The organism is Vibrio sp. L5-1 (assembly GCF_021728315.1).
Classification (GTDB): Bacteria; Pseudomonadota; Gammaproteobacteria; order Enterobacterales; family Vibrionaceae; genus Vibrio; species Vibrio splendidus_K.
Window position 1 is genome coordinate 627,688 of the sequence record NZ_JAKKCQ010000003.1, and the last position, 22,639, is coordinate 650,326.

Sequence of the window (22,639 nt, forward strand, 5' to 3'; positions counted from 1 at the left end):
AGCCCAGTGGATATACCACTGGGCTCTAGGGATTTACAACAAAATGTGATGACGCCCTGCATCTACTGAGGCGAGAGCACCGATAATCAAATCTGCAATCTCAGATTTACTTATCGTTAAGGCCATCTAGGAAGCGTTCAGCATCCAGTGCAGCCATACAACCTGTACCAGCAGAAGTGATTGCTTGGCGGTAGTTGTGGTCCATTACATCACCTGCAGCGAACACGCCTGGGATGCTAGTTTGTGTTGCGTTACCTTCAAGACCAGACTGAACGATGATGTAGTCATCTTTCATGTCTACTTGGCCTTTGAAGATTTCAGTGTTTGGTTGGTGACCGATAGCAATGAATGCGCCCATTACTTCGATGTCTTCTGTCTTATCAGACTGAGTATCTTTAATGCGAACGCCCGTTACGCCCATGTCGTCTCCCAGAACTTCGTCAAGCGTGCGATCAGTGTGAAGAACAATGTTGCCGTTCTCTACTTTGTCCAATAAACGTTTCACTAGAATTTTTTCAGCGCGGAATGTGTCACGGCGGTGAACTAGGTGAACTTCAGACGCGATGTTAGATAGGTAAAGTGCTTCTTCAACAGCGGTGTTACCACCACCAACAACCGCTACTTTCTGGTTGCGGTAGAAGAAACCATCACACGTTGCACAAGCAGAAACGCCACGACCTTTGAATGCTTCTTCAGACTCTAAACCTAGGTACTTAGCCGATGCGCCCGTTGATATGATCAATGCATCACACGTGTACTCGCCAGAATCGCCTTTAAGACGGAAAGGGCGGTTAGATAGGTCGACTTCGTTAATGTGGTCGAACAGGATCTCTGTTTCAAAGCGTTCTGCGTGCTCTTTCATGCGATCCATTAAAGCTGGACCCGTTAAACCTTCAGCATCACCCGGCCAGTTTTCCACTTCTGTTGTGGTTGTAAGCTGACCACCTTGCTGCATACCCGTAACAAGTACAGGGTTTAGGTTTGCACGAGCAGCGTAAACTGCAGCTGTATAGCCAGCAGGGCCAGAACCAAGAATCAATAAATTACAGTGCTTTACGTCGCTCATGAGGACTCCGAAATTGAAATTGTTTTTATTTATAATCGCTTAGGATTGTATGGAAAATATGGAGGCAATAAAAGGTTAAACAAGGGCTGAAGTGTAATTAATCGTTATAGGTTAGAACTTAATGGAGACAAACGTTTTCGTGGCTGTAAGATCAGTGAAAACCATTGTACCAAGTGGGCTTGTATTTGGTTAGTCACGCTTATCGTCCGTTGATTTGAAATCGACCCGAAGAAGCCTGTATGTTTTGGTGCGAGCGAGATTTGTTGCAGGTTCTTAAACTCACAATTGGACATTTTCGTGTTACAGCAACATACTTGTTTCTACCCCATGGATAACTTTTAGTATCCTTAAACGCAGTCTGCCACCGCTTTCCTGTGGAGGCCGAAATGCACGGAGCTGGACAAATCTGAGCATAGACAGCCACGGGGTATCGCTTTAATTTATGCAAGCCAAGTAATTACAAAGTTATTGGTGCCAGTTTCATAGCGGACAAGTGTATGTCCGCGATTTCCTTTTAAGGCAAAATCGGGCCAAACACTTCACTAAAATATGGATCAACATCTTCATTTAGATGCTGTCCTCCGAACACTATAGAAGATACAAGAGTAACTCCACCGTTACCTTTAGTGTTAGGTTTTAGTTTCACTATGCTGAGCGCGGTGTTATGCAATATTCTAAACATCTCACGGTCCTGATAGTTTGAAGCCCAGTTAACTTGTTGTGAGAGAACCTTATAAAGCGTGTCATAGTGCTTTTGGGTATTCTTTTCGTCATCGAGCGCATCTAAGAAGTTGCCAACAATATGAGTTTCTTCACGAGGCATTTGGTTTGGTACATGCTCTCCAGGCATATGGTAGAAAGTGTAACCCATTGAACGATGATCTAAGTTTCCTTGATCGATTTCAATCCATTTCTTAAGAATTGATTTCGCCTTAGACAAGAACTCCTTGTCTGATAGTTTATCAATATTAAACTCAAGAATTGGATCCCCTAAATACACATCTGCATGAAGGTTATTTTTGTGCTCTGCTATTGGCTTTGGAGACCCTTGTACTTCATTGTATTTATAGGGTATTGGCTCAAAAATAAGCCGAACAAACTCCAAACTGTTTTTTGCAGACAGCATGCAGATTCCAAGTGCTGCGTATATTTTTACTTCACTTTTGCTCTTATCAACGCAGCAGAACAATAATGGAGAATTAAGCGAGGTTAGCCACTCTACGGACTTTCTGCCATCGTAGACTACATCTTTAGTGTTGCTTTTGACTTGTATGCTAAAGTAGTTCTCGATGTGGAGCCTTTGACCGATTCTATGGCCTAAACTACAAAAAAAATCTACGCCATAATCTTCGGGTCTTGGAACTAATGTAGCTGTTCCAAAAGAGGTTAATACATATTGAGCTAGGTACTCTGATCTAGCGCCTTCATGAAAATTAGGGGCGATGCTGCCTGTTGACATTACGATACCTTAAGGGATTTTTAGTTGATGCATGTGGCGTTTTAACATGTATGTAACTACTTAACAAATATAACTTTTATCAAGAACAGTTCAAATTCGACCAAGAAAAATGCGTCTTATCTGTCAGGCTAAGTGAAAATGGGCGGTGTGAAAAAGATCGCTGCATAAGAGAGGCTCAATTGATGAGAGACCAAAGGTTATGCGATAACGGGCTCTAGGTGCTCTACTCTAACGAGTCTTCGTACAATTGCGAGATATGCCTCCTAGCCAACTTGTATAACAATGCTGGCGACAATCATTGGTCAAAATGGCTGTTTCTGCTCATTCTTGGGAGGCTCCGCGCATCGGCGTTGCGCGGTCTGCCATTAGTAAAAGTCGAACTATTTTGTGGCGGGATTTATCTGCGTTCTTGTGTGCAAACTCGGAATGGGGCATAAACGTGTTAGCGAAAAGCCTCGAACATTTGTGAGCACCTAACTATGTTCTGGCAGTCAAAAAACACCAAGTCAACTCCGTTCGTAATATTCGACTTCAAGCGCTTTCAAAAATTGAAGACCAGTGAAGTCCCAGCCCCAAGAAGAAGTAAACCATTTGAGGGCGGCCGAGTTCCCCCCGAACTCGACCTGTTCCAGACGCGCAAGCAAAGGCGTGTGGATTCTGGCGTACTCATAAATTAACCAATTTCAGTTTGTTGTGTAAATAATCAATAGCTTGGCAATTGATAGGTAGGTCGTATTTCGTTGTGCAAAAGCATAGAAATGAATGATGACGAGCGTGATGCTTGAACTCAGGTAAGGAGGCTGGCGTATTGAAGCGAAAGGGCTAACACAATATGAAACATCACTTGCTAGTTAATAATATCGCTAAATTTAAATTTTTAGATATTTATAACTAGCTAGTGGAGTGTGCTAGTTTTAAGAGTTGGTCATCTTTTATTCTGGTGTTATACACTGCTTTTGATTTTCAAATTGGATTTTGTGTCTGAATTATTAAATCTGACGGGATAAATGATTGTTTAATGTTGATTTGACAAGATCTTCAAGTATCCTTTATGTAAACAAAACGTTAAATATCGAAAGTTAATTAACAATCATTAAGGAGTCGATGATGTTACATGCTCACGAAAATACCCTACATATTACCCACCTCAGTAACCATGCGGTTGAGGAGTTGTCACCATCATTCTCTAAGCTACCAAGCACAGAGCATGCGGATGGCCAGTTTCGATTGAGAAGATACTCGGTGGTTCAATTCAGTAATGGACAAGTCGTTGAGCAAGACAAACATAACTTTGTTCAGTCTGAAAACATTAATCACTTTCAAGGTGACGTTGTTCGTCAGTTCGAGCCGATTGAAGCGAAGATTCTAAGCAGTGAAGGCATGCAAGAAATGTGTGAGCTGTTTATAGAAACCAACGGGCTTGAAGACGGGCAAGAAATCGAAATCCATCAGATCCGCATTGCCGCTATTTTTGAAGAGACTCAGGTTGCTCCAGAAGGGGTTCACCAAGATGGTTTTGACCATATCGCTTTGATCGGTGTGAACCGTCACAACATTGTGGGTGGTGAAATCATGCTGTATCAAGACTCACATGAAGCGCCATTCTTTAGAAAGGTGCTAGGTGATGGCGAGGTTGCGATGCTGGCAGACAGTAAGCTTTGGCACAATGCACAACCGATTCGCACCATAGACCACGATGAGATGGGCTATATGGATGTGTTTGTTCTAACAGCTAAGGATGCGCGCAATGTCCTTCACTCTTAATGATGTGCGCCAACAATTTAGTGCTTTAGGGCAATATCATAACGGCAAGCCTGTGACCTTTTTTGATGGTCCGGGTGGATCTCAGGTGCCTGAGAATGTTTTAGCTTCGATGACCGAATACTTAGGGCATTTCAATTCAAACCTAGGCGGCCACTATTTTTCTAGCCAAAAGACCACAAGCTTAATGCAGCAAGCGCGAGAAGCGGCGCAAGCACTGCTCAATGCGGAGTCTTCTGGCAACGTTGTGTTCGGCGCGAACATGACATCTCTGACCTTCCAACTTAGCCGAGCGATCAGCCGCGATTGGAAAGAGGGCGATGAAGTTATCGTCACGGCGTTAGACCATTACTCAAATGTATCTAGCTGGCAGCAAGCGGCAGACGACAAAGGCGCGATTGTTCGCCAAGTTCGTGTAGACGAGTCGGATTGTAGTTTGGATATGGCGCATTTTGAATCGCTGCTTAACGAGAAAACCAAGCTTGTCGCGGTGACGTTTGCTTCGAATACCACTGGCTCGATTGTCGACATGGCGAAAGTGATCGAGCTTGCACATCAGCATGGTGCGCAGGTTTATGTCGATGCCGTGCATTACGCACCGCATCACTTGATTGATGTTCAGCAACTGAATTGTGATTTCTTAGCGTGTTCAGCTTATAAGTTCTTCGGCCCGCATGTGGGCATTGCTTATGTTGCGCCTCAATGGCTGCATACTTTAAAGCCTTACAAGGTAGAGCCTGCGACTAACATCGGCCCAGGTCGATTTGAAACAGGAACACAAAGCTTTGAAGGCCTTGCCGGTGTGATTGCGGCGGTGGATTACTTGGCGCAGTTAGGTGATCCAGCCGATTCATTGCGTTCTCGTTTAGAACAAAGCTATGCGCTTTATAATAAGCATGAAAGCCAACTCAGTGAGTACTTCCTTAAACGCTTGTCCGATCTTGAAGGGGCAAAGCTTTACGGGAAAACCGAATTTGATTCGAACCTAAGAACCCCAACGTTTGCGATTACCTTTGATAATTACTCTCCAGAGTTCATCGCTAAGAAGTTAGGTGAGCATAATATCTGTGTGTGGAATGGCCACTTCTATGCATTAGGGCTTGTCAAACAGTTGGGTATTGAAGAGCAAGGCGTGGTGCGTATTGGTTGTATGCATTACAACTCGATTGAAGAGATCGACTTGTTGTTCAATGTGCTTGAAGGGATCTTGCGAAGTAACTAGTAAGAAGCGACTAGCAAGAAGTCACTAGCACATTAATAGCTACAGAATTAGAAAAGAGCATGCTTCTCTCAAGAATATTGAGTAGGAAGTGTGCTCTTTTTGTTTGATTGATCTTATTTGATCAACGCCAGTTATTCAAATAAGACCTTGATTTAACTAAGAAAGGTGCTTGACCAGAGCTGCGCCTACTGCGTGCGCACTGGTTGGGTTCTGACCGGTAATCACTCGCTCATCAACAATCACAAGCTCATGCCAAGGTTGAACCTTATTGAAACGCGCTGCGCTGCGAGCAAGAGATTCTTCCAATAAGAACGGAATGTCATTGATTGTGCCAAAGTCGATCTCTTCTTCGCGTGTAAAGCCAGTCACCGATTTAGAGCTCAATAGCTTCTCGCCGTTGCTTAAAACAATCGGAAGCAGTGCTGCTGGGCCGTGACATACAGACGCGATCACACCGCCATCTTCATAATGCTTAGCCGCAATAGCTGCGAATTGCTCGTCGGTTGCTAAGTCAGAAAGCAAACCGAAACCACCTGGGTAGAAGATAGCATCGTAGCTTTCTACGTTAATTTGGCTTACAGGAATCGTGTTGTTAATACGGTTTTGGAAGTCATCGTCAGCCAAGATCTCGGCGTTTACTGAATCCCCTTCAATATCGGTTCCATACAATGGGCCTTTGCCACCTTTGATAGAAGCGATGTCGTATTCAAAACCCGCAGCAATGATCTCTTTGAGAGCATGAGTCAGTTCAGGCGCGTAAGTACCGTTCGCTTGGTCGGTATCGCCTAGTGTTGCGTGGTTAGTTACAGGTATTAGTATTTTTTTCATGATTCGTCCCTTTGAGCACGTTTGTTTGGTTTCAGCGTCGTTGTTTGCTTTAGGCATCGTGGTTTTTATTTAGAAAACCAAAGTTTTCAATTGAGATACCGCTGTTTCGTTAGCTGTAATACTAGTAGTAAACCATTTGAGTGATAATATGCCGAATAGACAAAACATTATTGCTATATAGCAATAGTAGGGTGAGAATTAGTCGGATGTGAATTCGTTATATGTAAACAGGTGAAGTATGGATAGCTTTGAAGGTATTAATGAGTTTGTTGCGGTAGCCGAGTGTCACGGCTTTTCTGCAGCAGCAAAACAACTGGGTTGCAGTACCAGTCATGTAAGCCGTCAAGTTTCAAGGTTAGAAGAGAGAGTGGGTGTGGCATTGCTTGCACGCTCTACACGAATGGTGAGCCTGACCGAATCGGGTCACACCTATTATCAGCAGTGTAGAGATTTGGTCATTGGGCTTCAGCAAGCGAACGAGCAAGTGACTTCTCAGCAGACTCAGCTTAGCGGTACTTTGCGTGTGAGTGCCGCAGGTGCATTTGCAGAAAACCATGTCGCGGCGGCGCTGATGGAATTTGCTAAAGAGCATCCTGAGCTCACCATAGAAATGAATTTCAATACCAAGATGGTTAACTTCATCGAAGATGGCATCGATTTCGCGATTCGTTATGGCCGATTGGACGATTCAGGATTGGTGGCAAGAAAGCTCGTCGATCGCCCGATGGCGGCAGCAGCCAGTAAAGATTATATAGATCAATTTGGTGCGCCAACTCACCCAGAGCAGTTAAAGTTACACAGCTGTATTATCGCCAACAGTGATCAGTGGCTATTTGAGAAAGAGGGCAAACCGTTAAATGCAGTGCGAGTGCATGGGCGCTGGCGCAGTAATAATTCGAGTGCAGTACTTAAAGCATGTGAAGAGGGGCTTGGTGTTGTCTATCTACCTAAGAGCAGTTTCAATGGTGGCCTTAGTAATGGAAAACTGGTCCCGGTGTTAGAAGAGTATTGGGGAGCGGGAACCAGCAGTTGGGTCGTATATCAAAACCGTCGTTTTTTACCCCAGAGAGCACGGTTAGCGATCGACTTCTTAGTCGCTTACTTTTCGGATTGGAATGAATAACCGACAAGGTTTCAAGCTAACAGCCAACAAGATAGAAAAGGAATAATAAAAGGATTTGAAAAGAGTCGTGATTAGCTCTAGCTACCGACTTTAAAGCGGAAAACAGAAAAGCTAATGCTTACATAGATATACGTTATCTTTTTTTGTTTTTTGACGCGAGTAATAGGATTGAGATACTTGTCTACTTTTAGTGACTCGTGTTAGCGATAGAATTGTAGAGAAGCCTGTAGCAGTACGATATACTAGATACCATATTAATGCCCCTAACGCGTGAAAGATTGTGTGGAAGCGTTGGCAGGATGTGTTGTTATGCTCCAGTTTGTGGAGTGTAGCGAGAGTGCGGAGTTGGCAATGTCTTCAATAAATTTCGAATCCACGTACGGTGTAATAACTATTCAAGATATGAATGTAGTTAGTGTTGACGCTAATTATGCTCGCATCTATGGATACCAATCATCCGAAGAACTACTTACTAATATAGATAGCTTCCTAGATCTAATCTCAGAAGAATACCATGTTTTAGCCTATCAAAATTACCTTGAAACGATCAGTGGTCAACGCGATCCGCAGGTCCACACCTATGTTAATGTTGATCGCAATGGTCGAGAGTTCACAGTATTCTCTATTGACCATGTGACAGAGTGGCAAGGTCGGCCAGCACTGCAAGTCACGGTGATCGACCTTTCCCCTGCGATCCAGCTACAAAATGCGGTGCGTGAACAAGATAAGATGTATCACGATATGATCATGCAATCAGGGCAGGGCATCTTGGTTCACCGAGAGTTCAAACCGCTGATGGTCAATCAATCGTGGGTTAAAATGCAGGGTGGTTCTTCCATAGAGCAAGTTTTAGAGCTGGACTCTATCCTTACATTGGTGCCAAAACAGAATACGGATGGTATCAGTAAGCACTATCAAGCGATCGTGTCGGGTGAGTTGTCGGGAACCAGCACTGTGGTTGAAAACATTGGTTTCGATGGCATTCATCGATTCTTCAATATTTACGATAATGCGATTACTTGGCGAGGTCAGCCGGCTGTTCAGGTTGTGCTCGAAGATGTCACTCAAAAAGTGATGTTGGAAAAGCAATTGGTTCATCAAGCGAATTACGATGAAATGACTGACTTACTCAATCGCAGAGCGATTTATGAGTGGTTAAGGGAACATATTGCCTCTGATACTCATGTCGTCAGTATGCTGCTTGATATCGATGACTTCAAATCGATCAATGATGCTTACGGCCATATGGTGGGCGATGAGGTTATTTGCGCATTGGCTAACATTGCTAAACGTAATGTTGAGAGAGTGGGTGGTGTGGCAGGCCGCTGGGGTGGAGAAGAGTTTATTCTCTTTATTCCCAATGCGTCACCTAACGTTTCGCGAGAAGTTTCTGATCAGATCCGACAGCAATTTAATCAGGTCGAGTTCAAAGTGGGCGAACAGATTCGTTTTAATGTGAGTGTGAGTATCGGAGTGAGTGATAGTCGATCTTGCGAAGGAAAAGTGTCCATCGATGCACTCGTCAACCTCACAGACCAATCTTTGTATCGAGCCAAAGCGAATGGAAAGAACTGCGTGTGCGGAGAAGTGTTTTCCAGCGATATAAGCCAAGCATTACCGCACTAAACGACTTCAATCTATTGAGTAAACTCGATCAATTTAGCACCCCCAATCAATTTAGAAGCATAAGCTATAAATCTAGAAGCTAAAGCCATAAATTTAGAAGCATAAAAATAAAGCTAACTAGGGTGTCACCCCGTTATAATGTTTGGTCATGATACAAAAATGCCCTCAAGCAATTGCTGAGGGCATTTTGGTTTTAGCTCATCAAAGCCGTTTAGCTTTCACCGATCAAAGCCGTTTAGCTTTGGTTTATCAAAACAGCGATCATCTCAAAACCGTTGGCTTATTAAGCAGAAACTTCTACTTCGTAAGAGCCAAATTTACGGATGTTAATCACACCAGTATCCAAGATAAGGTATTGGCCTTTAATGCCTTGCAGCACGCCAGATACTTCAGGGTTCTTGTCAAAGTTATGAGAAACAATCTTCACCGGGTGCTGCTCAACTGGGTAGCTCAGTGAAGTGATGTTCTCACTAAGAATCTCGATGGCATCGTCGCCAAACTTCGCTCTGATCTCTTGGATTTTATCCTCAACCAATGGCAATAGCTCTTTGGCTTTTTCTACCAACTCCATATCGTCACCGTCGCCTTTTAGCAACGTGCGCCAGTTGGTTTTGTCGGCAATGTGTTTGGCTAACTCAACTTCAATCAGGCCAGAAATCTGACGTGTTTTTACCTTCAAGATCGGTAGGCCTTGAGTGGCTCCTTGGTCAATCCAGCGAGTAGGAATTTGAGTGTGACGAGTGATACCCACTTTTAGGCTTGATGTGTTCGATAGGTAAACGAAGTGATCAACCATGCAGTTCGCTTCGCCCCATTCAGGCTCACGACAAGTACCTTGATCGTAGTGGCAAGTTTCAGGCTTCATGATGCACATGTCGCAGCTTGCTAGCTTTCTCATGCACACAAAGCAGTGGCCTTGAGAGTAGCTTTTCTTGGTTTTCTTGCCACATGAGCAGCAAAAAATATTACCGGTGTGAGTGAGGTTGATGGTTTTACCAATCAGAGGGTTTAGCTCTACAAACTCTTCACCGATAGGTAAACGGTAGGTAACCGCACCATCGAGCGAAGCACTCATTTTCTTGAGTGTTCCTTTTGCTAATAAAGACATGACATTACTCGTTGTATTTTGATTATTATTTCGTCGACTCGGACGCTCTGTAAGCAGGCGTTACGGTTAACGATGATTATGCGATGAGTATAACAAATAGAGTCCGTTTTAATACGCAATATTACTTGATTATTGCGATGGATAATTGATGAGTAAACGCTCGCTCAAAATTAGGGTATGACATTTTGTTCAGGCGTGATATAACGTTTTTTAGTAAATTATTGGCATTAAGATCACTAATTTAACTTACTTATTTTTTATCGTGAAATCCCAACTATAGGGACCTTAAGCCGGAAGCTTAGACGTGAAGTGGATCCATAAAATAGTCATCTTTTTAGTTATCACGACACTGGCGATTGTCCAGTATTACCGTGTGAGCGGAAATCGTGTGATAACGGCAATTACGCCGGATAAATATGAGTTTATCGCGACCAGCGATCAAGTGGATAGGGGTGTCAGTACGTCCCAGTTATCTTATCAAAATGGTCAGTATATTCTCGACTGTGAGCTTAAAAAGTCTGAGTATCCGTGGCCTTATTGCGGCCTATCGATTCGTATCAACCCAGACATTACCACTGGCCTTGACCTTTCTCAGTACCACACCTTTAGAGTCAATATTGATTACCATGCGGAGGCTGATTCTAGCGGCCGTTTGCGAACTTACCTGCGTAATTATAATCCTGCTTATTCGGTTCCTGATGACGAGTACACGCATAAGTACAACGGGATGGAGTTTTCTCCTGGCGTGGATGGTGGTGTGATTGAGATTCCGATCAAAAACCTGCAAGTAATGACATGGTGGTTAGCGGATAACGAGATTGCGCTAGAGCATTCGGCGCCTGAGTATTCGAACGTGAATATGGTCGAGTTTGCTACCGCGTCTGGTGCGAAACTGGGTCACCACAGAATAGTCATCCGCAGTATTGAGTTCGAGGGATCTTATATTTCAGGCGAAAGCTTGTTCCTTATCTTACTGTTTGTTTGGGTTGGTACAGGCACCGTATTCTTATTGTCTGAGTTAAACCGTTCAAGAAAACGCATGGTGCTTGCAGAGAAAAGACATCATCACTTAAAGAACGTCAATCGAGCACTGAGAGAGCAAAACTTTGAGTTTTCAGAAAAGGCTCATCGTGATGAACTGACTGGGATTCTCAACCGACACGCGATTCGTGATTGGCTAAAAATGCAGTCTCAGCAGGTAAAGCAGGGGCATGGAAAGCTGAGTATGTTGTATCTCGACATTGACTACTTCAAGAGCGTCAACGATAAATACGGACACCAAATGGGTGATCATATTTTACGAGAATTCAGCATGGTGGTCGGCAGTTCGATCAGCGCTTCCGACAAATTAGTGAGGTGGGGTGGTGAAGAGTTCATTGTTTTTTGCCCTGAGACTGATCTTGGCGAAGCACAAAGAAAGGCCGAGAAAATCCGACTTTTAGTCAGCCAGCACCTTTGGGTTCATGGCGATCCACTCACTTGCAGTATCGGTATTGCTGAGATGAAACAAGAGCGGGTGACAGAGACCATTGCTCGCGCTGATGAAGCTCTATATCAAGCGAAGCATTCAGGCCGAAATCAGGTGATCTTGAGTCACTAATCTGAAAATTGTTTTGGTTAGTTTATAAGCCACACGTGCATATGTGACGTGTGGCATTTTTATGGGCGCTATATGAGTTTACCCTCTAGAGCCTTTGTTGATTTGCTTGGATAACATATAAAAAATGATTTCACTGTTCTTTAAATGTCTGCTTGGTGCGGCGGCTGTTTTGTTGATTGCGCTGCTGTCGAAAAGTAAGAGCTTTTACATCGCAGGCTTAGTGCCGTTGTTTCCAACCTTTGCTCTAATTGCTCACTACATAGTTGGCACGGAACAAACCATGGTGGAGTTACGTACCACGGCACTCTTTGGCTTGTTCTCGCTTGTGCCATACGCGGCTTATCTTGGCGCGGTTTATGTGTTCAGTTATCGCTACAATCTGGTATCGACGCTTTCTTTAGCCACTGTCGTTTGGGTTATGTGTGCTTCTATGCTGTTGTTAGGTTGGACGCGTTTGGTGCCAAGTGTGGCGTGAGAGCCAGGTCTTAGAACGGTAATGAGTGGTTGGTGGCAAGTTGATACAAAAAAGGTGACAAGCTGACACAAAAAAGGTGGCGCGGGGCCACCAAAAGGGAAAAGCGTTTCTTGTTTCTAGATGCCCGTTTAGCTGATCTTGTTAGCTGAACGGGCATTTTTGTACTGGTTGAGCCGGGGGAAGTTCAACCAGTTTTGGGGGCATTCCTATAAGCTCTTGCCTATAAACATAAGTCTATAGGGCGTTAGTGCTTACCAGAAGATCCAAGCGAACAGTGTTAGTACTAGGATACAAACTAAGTTCAACACCATACCGACTCGCATCATTTCTTTTTGTTTGATGTGACCAGATCCAAATACAATCGCATTAGGTGGTGTCGCGACTGGTAGCATGAAGGCACAAGATGCGGCAATCGCAATCAGTGCAGATAAGATAACAGGTGACATACCCAGCGCTTCAGCAATGGTTGCAAATACAGGGACAAGCAATGCCGCACTCGCTGTGTTACTCGCAAACTCCGTTAGGAATACCACGAACGCTACTACGGCTAGAATCGTAAGAAGTATACCTGCTGTTTCTAAAAATCCGCTTAGTGAGTGTGCTAGGAATACGCTGGTTCCGGTCGCTTTCAGAATGTTACTTAAACAGATACCGCCACCGAACAGGATAAGTACACCCCAATCCGTTGTCTTCTCAACGTCTTTCCATTCAACCGCTCTAGAAGCGCCAAGCAGTACAATGGCACCAATCGCTACCAAGCTATCAAACTTAGAGAATCCGCCAATCATTGCGTTGATTGGTTTTCCGAATATCCAAAGCGTTACGGTTAAAAGGAAGATAGACAGTGTGATTTTTTTGCTGTTTGTCCACTCTACAGGAGCGTGGTCTAGCTCAAATTTATGGTCGAGCTTTGGCTTAGTCATCACGTACAGGACAACCATTGTGATTGGCAATAAGATCATTGAGATAGGTAGACCTAGCGCCATCCATTCTGTGAAACTTAAACCAACTTCTGCGGCAGCAATTGCGTTTGGTGGGCTACCCACTAAGGTTGCGATACCACCGATTGAAGCACAGTAAGCGATACCCAATAGTACGAACACGTAGGTGTTACGGTCTTCACTTTGGTCAACTTTGTTCATGATGCCTAGAACAAGAGGAAGCATCATTGCTGTGGTGGCTGTGTTAGAGATCCACATGGATAGACCCGCACTCACACCGAACAGCATGAACACGGCGACTGACATTCTGCCTTTTGCAATCAACAGTACTTTGTCAGCAATCGCTTTATCTAACTCTTGCTTGTTCAGCGCGGCTGCCAATGCGAAGCCACCCATGAACAAGAAGATGATTGGGTTCGAAAAGTTAGCCAGCGCAGCGGGCGTGTTGAATACACCAAACAAGACAGCCAATAGGGGAACGAGCAAAGCGGTGATGCTGACGTGAATAGCTTCTGTTAACCATAAAATGGCAACGAACACGAGAATACTCAAACCCGTATTAACTTGTGTTTCGAAAGGAAGATTATTGAGCAAAAGTGCAAATAACGTGAAATTACCAATTAATATCATGCTGTTGCGGGTAAACAACCAGTGTTTCAGTGTAGTAACAAGTGCCGTCATAAGACGCTCCTTTTGTTATCCTCGTTTTATTGGTGCACGACTTCATTGAGTCGTGCTTATTATTTTCGAGGTATATAGCTTGATGTAGGGTCAGACTTTGTTGGAAGAATGTTACTCAAGTTAATAAAGGAGTGTTGGTGTGTTTTTGCTTAACAATGGGGAAGTGTGAGGCAACAAATTCAAAATGTGTAGTTTTCTACACATCGGTCTCTGCTGGTTCTAAAATAGGGCTTGTTGTAGGGTCTACAACAGGGTTTACAGTGGGGTCAGTAATAGGGTTTGGAATCGGAAATGATTCCGGTTTTGGACTGGGTTGAATCGGCTCTTTAGGTCCAAGGAACTTTGGCGTTGTCCCCATAATATACAGATCAAGGAATGCTTTGGTGCGCGCAAACACTTCACGTAAACGTATTGAGGTTCCCGAATGGTGAGTTGGTCCTAAAACCGCCAAACACTGCGCATGAATATCGTAAGAATTGGCGATGAAGAGCGCTCTTTCACAGTGGAATTTCTGAGTGATGATCAGAAAATTATCAGTATCGAATATCTTTTTAGCGCGAACAATCGAGTCCAAGGTTCTAAAACCGGCGTAATCTAGATTGATGCGTTCATCGGGGACACCCGCTTTCAACAAGTCGCGTTTCATCGTCCACGGCTCATTGTAAGAGCGATGAGCGTTATCGCCACTCAGTAGAAATTGGTCAACTTTTTCACGATCGAACAGCTCAATCGCGGCTTCGATTCGGTGTTTATAATAGTCGTTGAGTGTTCTACCCAAATATTTGCTTGTGCCAAGCACAACCGCGACCTCAAGCTCGGGCACGTCATCAATATCGTAGATGATGCGATCTTCCGCTTGCCATGAAACCCAATAATCGATCGCAATAACCGCAGCGCTGCCAACTAAGAACACGAGGAAAGCGCCAAACAGAAAACCTTGCAGTTTTTTGTAAGCTTTTGATAAGTAGCTACGGAAAATGTGAGAATCAAATTTCACTCTCGGTATGGTCCTTTGACTGAGCATTAATTTTTGAGTGCTCGATAATACCAAATAAAAATGAGAAAAATCAGTTAAAAAGACAAGACAGTGTAAAGAAAAAAGCCCCTGCAGTTGCAGAGGCTCTTGTAAGAGTCGTTAACGCTCTTTATTCAAAGCGCAGTACGCATTATTCCAAGCGCAGTACGCTTTATTGAGAGCGTAGCACGCTTTATTAGAATGCAGTACGCTTGTAGCGACGGTAAACCGGCTGCCAGAAGTGCTGGTCAATCGCTTGTTGAAGAGCTTCTTCAGTGATCTCTAGTGCAACACCCTGCTCAATCGCTTTTTTACCAACGGCAAGAGCAATCTTCTTCGATACGGTGTGAATCTCTTCCAATGGTGGAAGTAGCGCACCTGAACCATTGATAGCAAGTGGAGAACACGTAGCAAGCGCACGGCTTGATTCCATCAGCATTTCATCAGTGATACGTGAAGCATTCACAGCCAATACACCAAGGCCAATACCTGGGAAGATGTAGCTGTTGTTACACTGAGCGATTGGGTAAGTGGTGCCGTTATGAGTTACTGGCTCAAATGGGCTACCTGTCGCAACCAGTGCTTGGCCATCAGTCCAACGAATAATGTCGTTTGGAGTTGCTTCAACACGGCTTGTTGGGTTAGACAGTGGGAACACGATAGGGCGTTCACAGTGTAGGTTCATCTCTTTGATGACTTCTTTGCTGAACAGACCTGGAGCACCAGAGACACCAACCAATACTGTTGGTTTCGCGTGGCGAACAACGTCTAGTAGAGAGAAACCAGTGCCGTCGCTTTCCCAGTCTTTGGTGTTTTCGTTGGTTTGAACGAGACGCTGTTGGAAATCAAGCAGGTTTTGCATGCCTTCCTGTAGCAGACCCCAACGGTCAACCATGTAAACTTGAGAGCGTGCTTGTGCATCGCTGATACCTTCAGACACCATTTGAGCAATGATAGCTTCAGCAATACCACAACCTGCAGAACCCGCACCTAAGAAGGTGATGCGTTGATCTGAAAGTTTGCTGTTTGCTGCTTTACATGCTGCAAGTAGAGAACCAACCGTTACGGCTGCTGTGCCTTGGATGTCATCGTTGAAACAACAGAGGCGATCTTTGTAACGTTCAAGCAGTGGCATTGCGTTCTTTTGTGCGAAATCTTCGAACTGAACTAATGCATCAGGCCAACGGCGTTGAACCGCTTGGATGAACTCTTCAACGAATGCATCGTAGTCAGCACCTGTGATACGAGGGTGACGCCAGCCCATGTACATTGGGTCAGCAAGACGTTGAGGGTTGTTTGTACCCACATCGAGCACGATTGGTAGCATGTAAGCTGGGCTGATACCGCCACAAGCTGTGTACAGTGCTAGCTTACCAATTGGAATACCCATGCCACCGATACCTTGGTCTCCCAAACCAAGAATACGCTCACCATCCGTAACCACGATAACTTTAACGTTGTGGTTTGTCGCATTGTTCAGTAGGTCATCGATACGATCGCGGTTCGGGTATGAGATAAACAGACCACGGCCACGACGGTAAATATTTGAGAAGTTCTCACATGCTGCGCCAACCGTTGGCGTGTAAATGATAGGCATCATTTCAGAAATGTGGTTTTGAACTAAACGATAAAAAAGCGTTTCATTAGTGTCTTGGATGTTACGAAGGTAGATATGCTTATCCATATCACTTTCGAAGTTACAATATTGCTTGTATGCACGTCCTACTTGCTCTTGGATTGTTTCGGTCGTTTCCGGTAACAAGCCTTCAAGGTTGAAAGAACTGCGCTCTTCAGCAGAGAATGCGCTGCCTTTGTTTAGAAGAGGGGTACTTAGTAGAGCAGGACCAGCATAAGGGATATATAGAGGGCGTTTATCGTTGTTCATTGGATGCCTAATATGGGAGAAAGGGTAACCGAAAAATGATAACGGTTTAGTTATTCAATTGTAAATAGTTTCCCTCCGATCTTTGCAAACAAAATGATATTCTTACCCATGTCCCACACTTATCGAATTCTAGCGCCATAATTCGTTATACTTCGCTCACACTTTTTCGCGACTCCTCCTTTTTATGTCATTACTTCCTATCGATTCTTATCAAAACGTATTCCACGAGCAAATCGCCAATTCTCACCTTGTAGTCGAAGCTGAAACCGGATCGGGTAAATCAACGCGTTTGCCACTTTGGGCTTCTCAGCATGGGCGAGTGCTGGTGGTGGAACCAAGACGTATCGCGTGTACGTCATTAGCTAAATACCTCGCACAGCAGTCGGGTGAGAAGCTTGGTGACAAGGTTGGCTATGCGATTAAGCTTGAGTCGGAGTACAACGAGCAAACTAACGTTGTGTTTGTGACTCCCGGTATCGCGCTGCGTTGGTTATCAGAAGATGGATTAGCCAGTTTTGATGTGATTGTGGTGGATGAGTTTCACGAGAGGCGCTGGGACATTGATCTGCTGGTGGCGATTCTCAAACAAAAAGAAAGCCATCGCTTGGTGATCACGTCAGCAACCATTGAAGGGGAGCGTCTTGCTCATTACTTGGATGCGAATCGAATTAGCTGTGAAGGCCGAACTTATCAAGTTGCTATTGAACACAGGGCTAATGAGTCAAGAGCACTGCCCGATATTCGACATCTAGAGCAACGCATTGCTGAAGAAGTGAATCATCAACTGATCGCTTCACATGGCGATATCTTGGTTTTCCTGCCGGGTAAAAAAGAGATCGTGCAATGTGAACAAGCCTTGGCAAAAAATCCAGATATCCAAGTGGTGAAGTTGCATGCGTCGGTCAGTGAAAAAGAACGAGATTTAGCGTTATCGGGTCGTAATATTAATACTGAAGGTAATGACCTGAGAAAAGTCATTCTTGCTACTAATGTTGCTGAAACCTCCCTCACCATACCTGATATTGGTGTGGTGATAGATTCAGGATTAGAAAGACGCACCGTTCAACGAAACGGAAGAACCACACTGATGCTTAAATCGATATCACGAGCGAGTGCCAAACAACGAGCTGGCCGCGCGGGTAGAGTGATGGATGGTGTCTGTGTTCGTCTATATGGCGAACATGCGGCGTTAGAGTTAGTCACGCCACCTGAATTGCAGCGTGAAGAGTTGACCGAACCTATGCTTGCGGCGGCATGTTGTGGTGCTCCGTTTGAGACCTTGTCCTTCCTTGATCCTATTCCTGAGAAGTCATTAAACAGCGCGACTCAAACCTTGCTGACGATGGAGGCGATTAATAGCGACCATCAAATTACCGAGCATGGCAAAAAGCTGTATCCGTTGCCGATTGATGCTTTGTATGCCGATATTGTTACTCGAATCAAAACCAAAGCATTAAAAGAAGCGATGGTCGATCTCACGGCTGCGTTGTCCGTTCCTGCTCGCTTGTACCAATTACCAAACAATGCAGAACATTTGGAAGCGCTGGCTCAGCAAGAGAAAGAAGGGTGTGACTTAAGCCTGTTAATTCAGATTGTTCGTGGTCGCGATTATCCGCATTTAGAAATCGACCAACAGGCACTGAATGAAGCACAAGGGCTGGCAAAGCAAATGCGTGAGGTGTTTGAACTTCCTCAGTTAGAAGTCGCGTCACGTTTCCAACGTATTGAACTGCTTAAGACTATTGTGCATTTACATCCTGAGCTGGTGTTTGTGCGCCGACTGAAGAGGAAAGAAGCCTTTGCTAATGGAGTGTTAGAGGTAGTACTTGGCTGTCAGAATCGTTTCCCGGACAATGCACAAGCGATGTTGGTGCTTGATACTCATAGTTTGCCGGGAAGAGGTGTTAAGCAAACACTGACCTTAGCGACGGTCACGGCACCTATTCCTCTTGAGCTTATCATTGAAGCTGAACTAGGAGAGTGGGAGCAAGGTGAAACAAGAGTAAATGATGATGGAGTCTTTACCGAGATGGCTTTGGTGTACGCAGGCCGTACAATTACGACTAAGCTCGTCGCGGCTGAAGGGCAACTATCATTAAAGCCTATTGTCGATTTTGTGTTAAAAGGCGTCCAACTGCCCGGTTTTGCAAAGGTTCGTACTCAAGAAATCAGACACTGGCAGTTGTATGTAAAACTTGGGCTCGATGAACAAACAAAATATACTCCTGAGATCGAGCAACTTAGCTTTGAACTATGGTTTATACAACAGCTTGAGGTGTTAGGGGTTACCGATGTCAGCGAGCTAGAAATGTTTGAACATTCAGACATTCCATTTGATGGTATCCCAGAATGGCTCTATTCAGAGTTCTCTGAAAAATACCCGTTTGCACTGAGCCTTGCCGACTTACAACTCGATGTAGAATACTTGCCCGCGCGAAAGCTGATTTACGTGCACTATCAATCGGGTAGCCGAAAGTTATCACCAAAACGCTGGGAGCTGCCAACATGGTCTGGCTGGCGTATTCAATACAAAAAAGCGAGCCGGATAATTGATATAAAATAGATAGATAAGTTTTATCTCTAAAATATTAATCAAATAGGTGCATATATGATTATTCAGTGCTTATTTTGTTACAAAATTGATTTTTATATGCCTTTTTAACCAATCAAAAGGTCATAAAAGACTATTCTTCTATATCCTATTGCTATAAAGAAAGAGTTGATAGATATTGAGTATATTGTGTTGTCAAAGTGTCGGGGGACATCATGGATAAACAGATAGAGACGCGTGTAGAGTTCGATTACACAACCTTTCTTGGCGCCTCATGCAGTAAAAAATGGACTTTTCTGGAAGCACTAACCACAATTGCGCCAGTATTCAGTACCGTCTGGCGAGATAGCATTAAAGAGCTAGCAAGCCCTGAAGATCGTTTATGGCAGATGGCATTAAAATCAATGTCGACGCGTAAAAGTGATGAGTCAAACATTGTTACCTTACTTAAGCTGGCTAGGCTGGAAGGGATCAATGAGCTCAAAGTTGTTATGCCATATTCTCTTGAAGAAGAGCAGATAGAGTACATCGAGACGCGCAGTCATTTAGTGATTGCCGAGAATACTGGAGAAGAGTTTACTATCAAGCTGTAATCTCTCAGTATTGCTTAGAGCTTAGAGCTTAGAGCTTAGAGCTTAGAAGCGAGCTCTAATAATATTAAAACCGCACATGTAAAAAGGGCCTCAATAATGATGAGGCCCTTTTAGTATCTGGAACTTGTGTTTACGAGCTTACTCGCTTTCTAGAATGCAATCAGTCAACTAGACCATAGTCAGCACGCAGTACATCGATAATTTCTTGCTTAGGATTTTCGCTCAGTACGATCTCTGCACCTGTGATTTTCGCTGCGATATCAAGATAAGTACGAGACAGAGACATCAGTGAATCAAGAGGCAACTCATTGTCACGAGCTAATGTTTCACGTTCTGGCATGCGTTCTTTGTTCAAAAGGATGTCTGCATCAGGGAAGTAGTTAAGCAAGAACTGACGGAACCCCTCTTTAGAGTTTTCAACGATGTTACCTTTGTTGTATTCCTGAGTATCCCAAATGCGAGATGAATCTGGAGTACCCACTTCGTCCATGTAGATCAGCTTTTCTTTACCTTGAGCATCGTTGACGTAACCAAATTCAAACTTTGTATCGACAAAGGTTTGGTCGACTTTCGCGAGTGCTTGGCTGATAACGTTGAAGCCTTCTTTTAGCAGCTTTTCGTAATGCGCAATGTCACTTGCTTGAGTAAAGTTGAACGCTGCGAAGTTATCTTCGATGTTGTTACGCGAGATGTTCACATCGTCAGCTTCTGGAACACCAGGGATACCTTTCAAAATCCCTTTTGTTGAAGGCGTGATCAGTAGCTCAGGTAGCTTCTTGTCTTTCTCGAGACCTTCCGGCATTTCGATACCACAGAATTCACGTTCGCCGTTTGCGTATGCACGCCACATTGAACCTGTGATGTATTGACGACAAATTGCTTCGATCATAACTGGGCGAGCTTTTTGTACAATCCATACAAACGGGTGAGGGATATCAAGAATATGACTGTCAGCAAGTCCGTTGTCTTTAAACAATTTGAACCAGTGGTTAGAGATAGCATTCAGAGCCGCTCCCTTACCTGGAACACCTTTAAGATTACCTTCACCACGCCAGATACAATCAAATGCAGAGATACGGTCACTGATCACCATGATTGCTAAAGGTGCATCTGGTGCTACATCGTAGCCTTTCTCTTTGATTAGTCGTTGACTATCTTCTTCAGTTAACCAGTAGACTGAGCGAACTTTGCCACTGTGGACAGGTTTGTCAGTACGGATTGGTAGGTCATCATTTACGGCAAGAACTTGATCAGCAAGGCTCATTTAGACATTCCTATCTTTTATCAAACGTCATACAGAGAAGTGCGGTGTGCACATGATTAGACGGGCATTATACTCAATCTACTATTTCCTTCCAGATAAAAAGCAAACGATTGCTAAATCTATTGTTTAAATAAAAACCCCCGCCTAACAATTCGCCAAAAAATAGGTGAATCGTAGGGCAGGGGAAGGCAGTATATTTGGACTGTGTTTTGGAGCTATGCGGTTAACTTAAGTTAACTTAAGTTTGTTAGCTAAACGATTAAGCTATGTTTGTGGGCCATGTTTTTGAGCCAACATGTTATTAAGCCAAAATTTTATTAAGCAAGGTGGCTTAGTGAATGCGCTCTGAATTCGCATCCATAAAGAAGACTTCACACTGAAAGCGCATTCCTAATGTTCTTAGGTATTGCTGACTGAATTGATCAATCGATGCACTTGCCACAATCGCACTCGCATTCTTAGAGCGAATGGCTTTCTCGACGGTTTCTACCTCAGTCATTTGATGAGAGGCTTTCATATGAATAACTCGGTCGCAGCAAACATTATGTTGCTTCAGCTGCTTAGCGGATGGTCTCGGTGTTTGAGCGGTAAATAGTAGCCACTGATGTTGGTTGGACAGCAACGCCATTCTTGCAAATAACGCTTCCTCGTTTGAATTTTTGCTTTTACGAGAAACTGATGTAAATGCGCAGTGAACTAGCGGGCTAGAGTGTTGGGCTTTAACGTGTGCTTGAATCATTTTGCTGTCCTTATATACATGCTGTATGTGTATACAGTAGTTTTAGTTGCTTATAAGATCAAGCGTTTTTTGCGGGATTATTGGACGATTTTGTCTGAAGTTATAGGTGTGATATTGTTAAGTTATTGAAATTATTTAATAAATTAAATTCGAATGAATTCGTTGTTTTGTCTCATAATTTGAAAAAATGTGAGCTTTATACAGGTGTATACAGTGGTTTTGACAGAAAAGTACTGTATACGCCTGTATAGAAGAGAGAAGAGAGAAGAGAGAAGAGAGAAGAGAGAAGAGAGAAGAGAGAAGAGAGAAGAGAGAAGAGAGAAGATCTAAAACCACAGACACAAAAAAAGCGCCTTAGGCGCTTTCTTATATTTCAACGGTGTTGCTTATCTCAATGTCGCTTGGGAGAGTTTTGCTCTCATTTCCATTTCACCAATATTGAACTGGCGAACATCAATGGTTGCAATATCATTGCATTCATTACATGCATGATGACACTTACCATCTAGATAGTCGTGCTTTTTAACTAGGCTTGGCTTTTTGCACCAATCACAAACGCCTTCTATTGTGAACATATTCTCTCCTCACCTGTTTAAGTCAGGTGTATTTTCGGCGCAAATTATGACACAAGTAAGACCCATTAGTTAATAGTTTGTTACCCGTTTTTGAGAGGGGGATCGATTGCAACACTAATAAAATCGA

18 protein-coding genes are annotated in these 22,639 nt (G+C 43.8%); 8 read left to right on the forward strand and 10 right to left on the reverse strand.

The window, feature by feature from the left end; all coding sequences use genetic code 11:
* Nucleotides 1-106: 106 nt before the first annotated feature.
* Nucleotides 107-1,066 carry a thioredoxin-disulfide reductase gene (trxB, locus tag L3V35_RS15230; protein ID WP_237300191.1) on the reverse strand — a complete coding sequence of 320 codons (960 nt, stop codon included), beginning with the start codon at nucleotides 1,064-1,066 and terminating at the stop codon, nucleotides 107-109.
* A gap of 514 nt (nucleotides 1,067-1,580) precedes the next feature.
* A complete protein-coding gene (locus tag L3V35_RS15235) occupies nucleotides 1,581-2,525 on the reverse strand; it encodes a hypothetical protein (protein ID WP_237300192.1) in 945 nt (314 codons plus the stop codon).
* Nucleotides 2,526-3,632: 1,107 nt separating this feature from the next.
* On the opposite strand from L3V35_RS15235, the gene L3V35_RS15240 reads away from it, so the two are divergent.
* Together L3V35_RS15240 and L3V35_RS15245 are read left to right on the forward strand one after the other, a co-directional pair.
* A complete protein-coding gene (locus L3V35_RS15240) occupies nucleotides 3,633-4,289 on the forward strand; it encodes a 2OG-Fe dioxygenase family protein (RefSeq protein ID WP_004733405.1) in 657 nt (218 codons plus the stop codon).
* Nucleotides 4,273-5,508: a cysteine desulfurase-like protein gene (locus L3V35_RS15245; protein WP_237300193.1), complete on the forward strand. Its 1,236-nt coding sequence runs from the start codon at nucleotides 4,273-4,275 to the stop codon at nucleotides 5,506-5,508. Before L3V35_RS15240 ends, L3V35_RS15245 begins: the two co-directional genes overlap by 17 nt.
* Nucleotides 5,509-5,664: 156 nt before the next feature.
* On the opposite strand, the gene L3V35_RS15250 is transcribed toward L3V35_RS15245, so the two are convergent.
* Nucleotides 5,665-6,336 carry a type 1 glutamine amidotransferase domain-containing protein gene (locus L3V35_RS15250; protein WP_237300194.1) on the reverse strand — a complete coding sequence of 224 codons (672 nt, stop codon included), beginning with the start codon at nucleotides 6,334-6,336 and terminating at the stop codon, nucleotides 5,665-5,667.
* Between the two features lie 238 nt (nucleotides 6,337-6,574).
* Here L3V35_RS15250 and L3V35_RS15255 point away from each other — a divergent pair, with 238 nt between their 5' ends.
* Nucleotides 6,575-7,459: a LysR family transcriptional regulator gene (locus tag L3V35_RS15255; protein WP_237290192.1), complete on the forward strand. Its 885-nt coding sequence runs from the start codon at nucleotides 6,575-6,577 to the stop codon at nucleotides 7,457-7,459.
* 402 nt (nucleotides 7,460-7,861) lie between these two features.
* Nucleotides 7,862-9,085 (forward strand): sensor domain-containing diguanylate cyclase, encoded by a 1,224-nt coding sequence (locus L3V35_RS15260; protein ID WP_237300284.1) that lies wholly within the window; start codon nucleotides 7,862-7,864, stop codon nucleotides 9,083-9,085.
* A gap of 283 nt (nucleotides 9,086-9,368) precedes the next feature.
* Here the strand turns inward: L3V35_RS15260 and L3V35_RS15265 are convergent, their stop codons facing one another.
* On the reverse strand, nucleotides 9,369-10,193 hold the full coding sequence (locus tag L3V35_RS15265; RefSeq protein ID WP_237300195.1) for a DUF2797 domain-containing protein: 825 nt from the start codon (nucleotides 10,191-10,193) through the stop codon (nucleotides 9,369-9,371).
* A gap of 304 nt (nucleotides 10,194-10,497) precedes the next feature.
* Between L3V35_RS15265 and L3V35_RS15270 the strand changes: the two genes are divergently transcribed.
* Nucleotides 10,498-11,793, forward strand: a complete 1,296-nt coding sequence (locus L3V35_RS15270) for a GGDEF domain-containing protein (protein ID WP_102450417.1) — start codon at nucleotides 10,498-10,500, stop codon at nucleotides 11,791-11,793.
* 124 nt (nucleotides 11,794-11,917) lie between these two features.
* Entirely contained in the window at nucleotides 11,918-12,268 is a 351-nt protein-coding gene (locus L3V35_RS15275; protein WP_004733411.1) for a GlpM family protein, read from the forward strand.
* Nucleotides 12,269-12,519: 251 nt separating this feature from the next.
* Here L3V35_RS15275 and L3V35_RS15280 read toward each other — a convergent pair whose 3' ends face one another.
* The 3 genes from L3V35_RS15280 to L3V35_RS15290 form a co-directional block, all read right to left on the reverse strand.
* Nucleotides 12,520-13,890, reverse strand: coding sequence for a DASS family sodium-coupled anion symporter (locus tag L3V35_RS15280; protein WP_017089117.1), 1,371 nt, complete (start codon nucleotides 13,888-13,890; stop codon nucleotides 12,520-12,522).
* Between the two features lie 196 nt (nucleotides 13,891-14,086).
* Nucleotides 14,087-14,887: an ElyC/SanA/YdcF family protein gene (locus tag L3V35_RS15285; protein ID WP_237300196.1), complete on the reverse strand. Its 801-nt coding sequence runs from the start codon at nucleotides 14,885-14,887 to the stop codon at nucleotides 14,087-14,089.
* 214 nt (nucleotides 14,888-15,101) lie between these two features.
* Nucleotides 15,102-16,790, reverse strand: coding sequence for an NAD-dependent malic enzyme (locus L3V35_RS15290; protein WP_004733414.1), 1,689 nt, complete (start codon nucleotides 16,788-16,790; stop codon nucleotides 15,102-15,104).
* A gap of 184 nt (nucleotides 16,791-16,974) precedes the next feature.
* Here L3V35_RS15290 and L3V35_RS15295 point away from each other — a divergent pair, with 184 nt between their 5' ends.
* Together L3V35_RS15295 and L3V35_RS15300 are read left to right on the forward strand one after the other, a co-directional pair.
* Nucleotides 16,975-19,353 carry a helicase-related protein gene (locus tag L3V35_RS15295; RefSeq protein ID WP_237300197.1) on the forward strand — a complete coding sequence of 793 codons (2,379 nt, stop codon included), beginning with the start codon at nucleotides 16,975-16,977 and terminating at the stop codon, nucleotides 19,351-19,353.
* Between the two features lie 203 nt (nucleotides 19,354-19,556).
* On the forward strand, nucleotides 19,557-19,934 hold the full coding sequence (locus tag L3V35_RS15300; protein ID WP_054547386.1) for a hypothetical protein: 378 nt from the start codon (nucleotides 19,557-19,559) through the stop codon (nucleotides 19,932-19,934).
* A 160-nt stretch (nucleotides 19,935-20,094) separates the two neighbouring features.
* On the opposite strand, the gene L3V35_RS15305 is transcribed toward L3V35_RS15300, so the two are convergent.
* From L3V35_RS15305 to L3V35_RS15315, 3 genes are all read right to left on the reverse strand, one after another.
* Nucleotides 20,095-21,198: a phosphoribosylaminoimidazolesuccinocarboxamide synthase gene (locus L3V35_RS15305; RefSeq protein WP_237300198.1), complete on the reverse strand. Its 1,104-nt coding sequence runs from the start codon at nucleotides 21,196-21,198 to the stop codon at nucleotides 20,095-20,097.
* Nucleotides 21,199-21,529: 331 nt separating this feature from the next.
* Nucleotides 21,530-21,937: a SulA-like leucine-rich domain-containing protein gene (locus L3V35_RS15310; RefSeq protein ID WP_004733418.1), complete on the reverse strand. Its 408-nt coding sequence runs from the start codon at nucleotides 21,935-21,937 to the stop codon at nucleotides 21,530-21,532.
* 386 nt (nucleotides 21,938-22,323) lie between these two features.
* Nucleotides 22,324-22,512 carry a hypothetical protein gene (locus L3V35_RS15315; protein WP_017059767.1) on the reverse strand — a complete coding sequence of 63 codons (189 nt, stop codon included), beginning with the start codon at nucleotides 22,510-22,512 and terminating at the stop codon, nucleotides 22,324-22,326.
* Nucleotides 22,513-22,639 lie beyond the last annotated feature (127 nt).